Origin of the sequence: Mycobacterium sp. E1715 (assembly GCF_001667625.1) — a bacterium.
Classification (GTDB): domain Bacteria; phylum Actinomycetota; class Actinomycetes; order Mycobacteriales; family Mycobacteriaceae; genus Mycobacterium.
The window spans coordinates 1-6,616 of record NZ_LZJJ01000046.1 but is presented as its reverse complement, the minus strand read 5'-3'; the positions used below and the strand labels follow the sequence as shown (position 1 = coordinate 6,616).

The 6,616-nt window shown below is 65.9% G+C and carries 7 protein-coding genes; 4 read left to right on the top strand and 3 right to left on the bottom strand.

Annotated elements, in window-relative coordinates; translation table 11 throughout:
- The 3 genes from A9X03_RS02680 to A9X03_RS02670 form a co-directional block, all read left to right on the top strand.
- Positions 1-983: class I adenylate-forming enzyme family protein (locus tag A9X03_RS02680; protein ID WP_156746450.1), on the top strand; the 983-nt coding region annotated here is incomplete at its 5' end.
- Entirely contained in the window at positions 980-1,621 is a 642-nt protein-coding gene (locus A9X03_RS02675; RefSeq protein WP_067747124.1) for a nuclear transport factor 2 family protein, read from the top strand. The genes A9X03_RS02680 and A9X03_RS02675, both read left to right, overlap by 4 nt.
- A complete protein-coding gene (locus A9X03_RS02670; protein WP_231975335.1) occupies positions 1,621-2,748 on the top strand; it encodes an acyl-CoA dehydrogenase family protein in 1,128 nt (375 codons plus the stop codon). The genes A9X03_RS02675 and A9X03_RS02670 overlap by 1 nt, the downstream gene beginning before the upstream one ends.
- A 5-nt stretch (positions 2,749-2,753) precedes the next feature.
- Here A9X03_RS02670 and A9X03_RS02665 read toward each other — a convergent pair whose 3' ends face one another.
- Entirely contained in the window at positions 2,754-3,563 is an 810-nt protein-coding gene (locus tag A9X03_RS02665) for an SDR family NAD(P)-dependent oxidoreductase (RefSeq protein ID WP_082950287.1), read from the bottom strand.
- 155 nt (positions 3,564-3,718) lie between these two features.
- Here A9X03_RS02665 and A9X03_RS02660 point away from each other — a divergent pair, with 155 nt between their 5' ends.
- Entirely contained in the window at positions 3,719-4,330 is a 612-nt protein-coding gene (locus A9X03_RS02660) for a TetR/AcrR family transcriptional regulator (protein WP_068259560.1), read from the top strand.
- Positions 4,331-4,355: 25 nt separating this feature from the next.
- Here the strand turns inward: A9X03_RS02660 and A9X03_RS02655 are convergent, their stop codons facing one another.
- Both A9X03_RS02655 and A9X03_RS02650 read right to left on the bottom strand, forming a co-directional pair.
- On the bottom strand, positions 4,356-5,636 hold the full coding sequence (locus A9X03_RS02655; protein ID WP_068259569.1) for a DUF427 domain-containing protein: 1,281 nt from the start codon (positions 5,634-5,636) through the stop codon (positions 4,356-4,358).
- A 22-nt stretch (positions 5,637-5,658) separates the two neighbouring features.
- Positions 5,659-6,465, bottom strand: coding sequence for an SDR family oxidoreductase (locus A9X03_RS02650; protein ID WP_231975334.1), 807 nt, complete (start codon positions 6,463-6,465; stop codon positions 5,659-5,661).
- Positions 6,466-6,616 lie beyond the last annotated feature (151 nt).

The window sequence follows — 6,616 nt, the reverse complement described above, 5'->3', positions numbered from 1 at the left end:
CCGTGATTACGCACTCCCGCTTCGTCGCCACCCAGCACGAGTGGAAGCCCGACGACCGGGTCTACATCCCGATGGTGTTCTTCTGGGTCGCCGGTCTGGTCTTCGGTCTGCTCGGGCCGATGCAGACCGGCGCCACCATTCTCACCGAGCACAAGTTCGACGCCGGCGACGTGCTGCGCCTACTCGAAACCGAGCGCGCCACTTACGCAACGGGGTTCCCGCACGTCGGCCGGGCACTGGCGAATCATCCCGACTTCGCCTCCGCCGATCTGTCAAGTCTGCGCGGGGGATACCACCAGGTGCTGCTACCGCCGGAACTGCGCGCGGCCGATCCGTCACTGCTGGTGACGCAGTTGGGGATGACCGAAACGTGCAGTTCCCACACCTGGTGGCCACCACACGAACCGGTGCCCGAAAGCAAGCGCGGTTCACTCGGGGTTGCCGCACCCGGCTACCAGCACAAGGTCGTCGACGAGTGCGGTGCGGAGGTGCCCAACGGCACCATCGGGGAAATCTGCGTGCGGGGAGTCGCGATGATGCGCGGCATGATCGGACGGCAGCACAGCGATCTGTTCGACGCCGACGGCTGGTACCACACGAGAGACGCCGGATACCTGGACGACGAGGGTTTCCTGTTCTTCACCGGACGCACCGACGACATGATCAAATCCTCTGGCGCCAACGTCGCACCGGTGGAGGTCGAGGCGGTGATCGGCGGCGTCGACGGCGTGCGGATCGCCTATGTCGTCGGCGTTCCGGACGCGGACAAGGGTGCGCTCGTCTGCGCCGTGGTTGTGCTCAACCAGGGGCGGTGCGCCTCGCAGGATGAACTCGCGGCGGCATGCCGCAAGGAACTCGCCGCCTATAAGGTTCCGAAGCGGTGGGTGATTCTCCCCGACGCCGATCGGCTGCCGTACACCACCACGAACAAGATCGACAAGCCACGGTTGGTGCAACTTGTCACCTCGGGGGAGCTGGCATGACCGGGTTGGAGGCGCGGATCGCCCGCCTGGAGGCCATCGAGGAAATCCGTCAGCTGGCGGCACGGTACGCGGTGGCGTTGGACATGCGCGACTTCGACTCCCTGGCAAACCTTTTCGTCGACGACATCGGGGTGCCGGGCAAGCGCCGCGGCCGCGACGCGATGCGCCAATGGTACGACGCCGAGGTTCGTCCGACGCTGCTGGGCAGCGCGCACGGTGTCCTGGGCCATGTCATCGACGTCCACGACACCGACACCGCGAGCGGACTCGTCTACTCGCGTAACGACTTGGAAACCGAGGGCGCGTGGTTCATCGAGCTGCTGGCCTATCTGGACCGCTACGAAAGGCGGGACGGCCATTGGTATTTCGCGCGCCGCATCCCGCTGTTCTGGTACCGAAGCGACATCACCGACCCGCCGGTCGGTCCGCGGAAGGTGCGCTGGCCCGGCAGCCCGAACCAGGACGGCTCGTTCCACCATGCGTTCCCGTCGTGGGAGGCTTTCTGGGCCGCCGACCCCGGCCGCTTCGACGCGCCGGTCCCGGCCCCGGCCGCCGTCGGCGATTGGCTGCGCACCCTGCGCCAGGGCGCTGAAGCACCGCGGGTGAGCCCGACCGGTCGCGCGCCCGCGGAGTCGTGATGTCTGGTCGTGCAATGGGTTTCGGATTCACCGACGAGCAGAATGAGCTGCGCCGCGTCGTGCGCTCTTTTCTCGAAAGCAAGGCCGACGAGGCACGCGTGCGCGGCCACATGGAAAACCCGGTGGGCTACGACCCGTCGCTGTGGGCGCAAATGTCCGACGAGCTGGGCCTGGTGGGGCTCGCAATCCCGGAAGAATTCGGCGGTCAGGGGTACACGTTTGTCGAACTCGGCGTCGTGACCGAGGAATTGGGGCGCGCCCTGGCTCCGTCGCCATACTTCGCGTCGGCGGTACTGGCGTCGAGCGCGCTGCTTGATTCGGGTGACTACGCGGCGCAACAACGATACCTGCCGGGCATCGCGTCCGGAGCGACCATCGCCAGCCTGGCCGTCACCGAGGAGTCGGGCCGCTGGGAAGCCGGTGCGATCCACACGCGGGCGCGAGAAACGGCACACGGCTGGGTGGTGGACGGAGCCAAAACCTATGTCCTCGATGGCTGCAGCGCCGATGTGCTGTTCGTGGCCGCCCAGGCCGACTCCGGATTGTCGTTGTTCGCCGTCGACCGGTTCGACAGCGTCGCCCGACGCGCGCTGTCCAGCCTGGACCAGACTCGAAAACAGGCCCGCATCGAATTCACCACAACGCCGGCCTCGCTCGTCGGTCGTTTGGGCGGCGCGGAGGAATTGTTGCGGTCGACCCTCGCGCTTGGCTGCGCCGCGCTGGCCGCCGAACAGGTCGGCGGCGCGCAACGCTGCCTCGAGATGGCCGTCGCCTACGCGAAGGCCCGCAAACAGTTCGGCAAGCCCATCGGCTCATTCCAGGCCATCCGGCACAAGTGCGCCGATGTATTCCTCGATATCGAATGTGCCCGCGGGGCAGCCTATTACGCGGTGCGGGCCGCGGCCCAACGCTCGCCAGAACTGCCGGCGGTGGCGTCGCTGGCCAAGGCGTGCAGTTCGGAGGCGTATGCGCGGGCCGCTGCCGCCAATATCCAGATTCACGGTGGGATCGGATTCACCTGGGAGCATCCGGCCCATCTGTACTTCAAGCGGGCTCAATCGTCAGGGCACCTGCTGGGCGACGCGTCCTATCACCGGGGGCTCCTCGCCGACGAGATCGGGCTCTGAGGGGGTCAGAAGTCCGTGCCCCCGTCGATGTTGACGGCCGCACCGGTCATGAAAGCTGCCCTGTCGCTGAGCAGGAAGGCGATCAGCTCGCCCGCTTCTTCGGGACGCCCGCCGCGGCGGAGGGCAACCCGCATGTTCCAGTCCGGGTTGCTCGCGAGGTGCGTATAGATCGCGTCCTCCAGCGCCACCCCGTACTCTGCCGCCCGCCGGGCGCGGATGAAGTCGTTGACCTCGGTGTCGAACAGCCCCGGGCATACGGTGTTGACCCTGATGCCCTCGGGGCCATGCGTTTTCGCCAGGATCTTTGACAAGGTCAACACGGCCGCCTTGAGCGCGTTGTACGGCGGAATCAGGATCTTCGGCGCCCGAACGGAATACGCGGCCGTCGTGACGATGGTTCCACCGCCATTGCGTTGCAGGTGCGGGATGACCGCGCGGCAGGAGCGCACGGTTCCCATCAAAATCAACTGGTAATACCAGTCCCACGACTCGTCGCCGTGTTCGAGGAACGGCCCCTGTTGATTCATCGGTCCCGCGGTGACGGCCAGGCCGCGCAGCGGCCCCAGGCTCGCCGCCGCCTCGTCGACAGCGCGATCCACCCCGTCGCCCGGGGCGGCCGCGTCGACGGCGATTCCGACCGCCCGCACTCCGTAGTCTGCGGTCAATTGCTCGGCCCGCGCTCGAGCACGCTCCCCGTTACGAGCCAGCAGCGCCACGTTGGCACCGTCGGCCGCGAGCTGCCGCGCGGCGGCGAACCCGATACCAGTCGTCCCGCCGACGAGAACGAAATTGCGTCCCCCCAGGCCAAGCTCCACGCGCTGCCCTCGTTTCTGGCGTCACCGCCGACGTCAGCCATACTAGACAGCAGTACGATGTGTGTCGCAATGACTACTATCCGGGCCCAGTTCAGTGACGAATTGGCCCATCAACGGAACACAACGCCGAAATTTGTCGCGTAGCATAGGGCGACATGTCGACGAAACCCGCCCCTGCCGATCTGGAATCGGACGGGGAATTCGATCGCCGAGACCAGATCCTCGAGGCGGCGAACGAATGCTTCACCCAGCTCGGCATCCAGCGCACCAGCGTGCAGGACGTCGCGCGAAAAGCCAACGTGTCGCGGGGCACGGTGTACCGGTACTTCGAAGACCGCAACGTGCTCATCCACGCCGCAATCGAATTCGGTGCGCAGCGGTTTTATCGGGAGGTCGCTTCCGCCATGTCCAAGAAGAACACGCTGGCTGAGCAGGTCGGCGCGATGGCGGAAACCCACGCCAGAATCCTGCTCGACCATCGCACACGGAACCGTTTGATGGCCGACGATGCCGAGCTGATGCGGCACATGATCTCCGATGGTGACACCGCGGTCCGGCGATCCACGCAGTTTCTCGAACCCTACGTGCGGGCCGCCCAGAAACGCGGCGAGGTGGGCACCGGCGTCGACGTGAGTGCGGCCAGCGAATGGCTGGCGAGAATCATCTATTCCTTTTCGACTGTCAACCAAGGTCTGACCTTCGATATGACCAAGCCGGCCACGGTCCGCCGCTACGTCGAGAAATTCGCGATCAACGGCCTGCGCTGACGCGGTCGCGAATTTCACCTGCCCATCACATAGCCGTGCGGCTGTCGCGGCCCATCGCCGCGGGCTCGGTCGCGAACTCACGCACCATCGCCTGGATCGTGTACGACGCGGCGAGCCGTCCATCTCGGGCAAACACCCGGCCGTCGCCCTGCACAAGCCCCCGTCCCGACCAGAAGGCGTGGTTGGTGTACAGCAGCCAGTCGGTAACATCCACGTCGTCGTGAAACGCGATGGTGGCTTTCATGATTCCGGTCGACAAGGTGGCATGCGCGCGGGCTTCGCCCAAACCCGGATGCGGCAACATACCCGCGGCGATAGTCCAATGCGTCGTCGACTGGGCCAGCAACGCCGTCTGCAGGTAAGGGGTCGGCGGCGCATCGCGGAATCGCACCCACACGTTGATGATCGGCGGGCCCACCCGATCGGGATCCGGATCGTAAGCCCCATCGACCACCCGGATCTCGCGGCCGGTCATCCCGAAGCCAGGAAACGACACCGCCTCGTCGGGCCCCGGAACGGCCGGCATGGCCTCGACGTGCCGCATGACGTCGCCGGCTCCGGAGTCCGCAAGCACCAAGCCCGCACTACGCAGCACCCCGCCCTGGCTGATGCGTATTTCGGCCGATGAAAACGATCTGCCCCTGCGAAGCACATCGACGGACAGGTCCACGGGCGCGTCGAATGAAGCCGCTTTGGCGAAGATCATCGATGCCGACGTGATTCGTTGCCCGGGAAGCGCTTTCGACGCCGCGACGATCGCCTCGCCGAGCAGCTGGCCACCCTCGACGACATTGCGACGCGTCGGCCCGTGCGCTGGCCCGACGAACCCGCTTTCGGATACCTGCTGCACGTCGATGATTCTGCACAGCTCGTCGGCGTCTCCCCATAGCGGGAACGTCGCAGGGATCTTTGAGCCGTCCGGCCACTCTTCGACGACGACCACCCGCAGCGGGTCGTCGTAGAAACAGACGTGTCCCGCAATCGCTGCGACCTCTGGCAACGGGGTGCGGTAGGCCCACACGACGTTCTCGACGCCGGAATCCGCCCCGTCAAGGCTCCAGTAACTCGCCCGGCCCTTGAAAGGGCAGACGGTGCTGTGATCCGACGGGCGGAACAACTCCCACCGCACGTCGGATTCGGGAAAGTACAAGCGGTCCTCGTGGTCGGTCTCGGTCACCACGAGGCACCGGTCGCTCTGGGCAACGAGCACGTCACCAAACCACACCTGACCCCGGTATGGACACGGGGTCGCCTCGATCCGGTAATCGGGGTAATCGGGCCACGCCGACTCGACTTGCGTTGGCATCACTACCCTCTCGTCGCCGGCCTCATACCGTCACGGCGCGACGCGGCGACGACGGTGGACGAATTACGAGCTGCTCGAGGCCGACGGCGGGAAAGTTCAAAGCGCTGGCGAACGTTCCCGCCAGCATGTCGGCGACGTCGGCGGGCGACATCAATGTCTCTTGCAAGAGGCCGCGCGCCACCCAATCTTGCACGACCACGCCGAGCAGCCCGGGGTCGAACGCCGCGGTGAACTCCGTCGGAACGGTGCCACCCACGGTGACACAGCAGTAGCGAAAGCCGGGATGCTCAGTGCGCCAGGCATTCAGGCTTTCTGATAGCGCGGCCTTGCTGGAGGAATAGGCGCCCAACGCGGTCCGTGGCTGGCCGACGGTTTCGGAGGACAGGGCGCTGACGATCGCGGCGGGCGCGAGCACCGGCAGGCAGCACTTGATGACTTGATGCACACCGACGACATTGGTCTGCATCACGTCCGTCCAATCGTCGACGGAAGTGTCGGCGAACATTCTCAAGGGCGCGTACCCCACCGAGATGAACAGCAGGTCGATTTCACCAAGGCTCGCTCGGGCCATATCGGCGAGCCGCGCGCAATCGTCAGGGTTACGCACATCCGCGCTGATGGCCGCGCCGCAGCCGGCATCGGCGGCGACCTCGTCGAGACGGTCTCGTCGGCGCGCCGCGATGAGCAGGTCGGCGCCCTCCTTGCCGGCACGGACGGCGAACGCCCGCCCGATCCCGGCCGATGCGCCCACCACCACGACCCGCTTGCCGGCCAATGTCCGTTCGCCCATGCGCTGACCACCGATCGAGAATCCAGTGTCGAAAGCCATTCGACATCGGAGAACAATAGTACATCTATTGTTTAGTTGAGCGACGCCGCTCAGTCCTTCAGCGAAGCCCGTTGATGGCGAACGTTTCCACGTAGCGCCGGACAGTGTCCGGCTTGGACATGTCGAACGTCTGGGCCTCGTTGACGGTCGA

What these genes read in the sequence shown, in the direction of transcription:
- A9X03_RS02660 (WP_068259560.1), top strand. Translation starts at nt 3,719, where the DNA reads ATGTCGACGAAACCCGCCCCTGCCGATCTGGAATCGGACGGGGAATTC.
- A9X03_RS02650 (WP_231975334.1), bottom strand. Translation starts at nt 6,465, where the DNA reads ATGGCTTTCGACACTGGATTCTCGATCGGTGGTCAGCGCATGGGCGAA.
- A9X03_RS02675 (WP_067747124.1), top strand. Translation starts at nt 980, where the DNA reads ATGACCGGGTTGGAGGCGCGGATCGCCCGCCTGGAGGCCATCGAGGAA.
- A9X03_RS02655 (WP_068259569.1), bottom strand. Translation starts at nt 5,636, where the DNA reads ATGCCAACGCAAGTCGAGTCGGCGTGGCCCGATTACCCCGATTACCGG.
- A9X03_RS02670 (WP_231975335.1), top strand. Translation starts at nt 1,621, where the DNA reads ATGTCTGGTCGTGCAATGGGTTTCGGATTCACCGACGAGCAGAATGAG.